Origin of the sequence: Schinkia azotoformans LMG 9581 (genome assembly GCF_000307855.1) — a bacterium.
GTDB lineage: Bacteria > Bacillota > Bacilli > Bacillales > Bacillaceae_J > Schinkia > Schinkia azotoformans.
Window position 1 is genome coordinate 1 of the sequence record NZ_AJLR01000144.1, and the last position, 502, is coordinate 502.

At 43.4% G+C, this 502-nt stretch carries 1 pseudogene; it reads right to left on the reverse strand.

The features are described from left to right. A pseudogene (locus tag BAZO_RS16210) lies at window positions 1-415 on the reverse strand (M20/M25/M40 family metallo-hydrolase); the annotation flags it as partial. Window positions 416-502: the final 87 nt, after the last annotated feature.

Consider the following 502-nt stretch of genomic DNA (forward strand, 5'->3'; position numbering starts at 1 on the left):
TAGTTACAGTACCCATGTCAAATGGATCTATTCTTCTTGAAATTACTGTTTGGAGTTCAGTTACAAAGTAACTAGCGGCTACTATTGCATCATTACTTAATTGTGGCATAGAAGCGTGACCTCCGTTTCCTTTGATTGTAATGGTGAAATTAGAACGTCCCGTTTGAGTTTCTTTATTATGATAGGCAATGACCCCTGTTTTAATTGTAGTCATCACATGAACCCCGATCATATTATCGACACCGTCAAGAGCTCCTGCTTTAATCATACCTTTGGCACCACCAGGAGATACTTCCTCTGCTGGTTGATGGACAATTCTAACTCTTCCCGGAAGTTCTTGTTTTATTTTTACTAGTTCTCTAGCAAGTACCATCAAATATGCAGTATGTGCATCGTGTCCGCAGGCATGCATTAATGGTCAACATACAACCGGTACTAGCGACAAAGGCGGCGGTCAAGGTACCCCGGCGCCCGCTCCAGGCGACACAGGTAAGGACAAAGG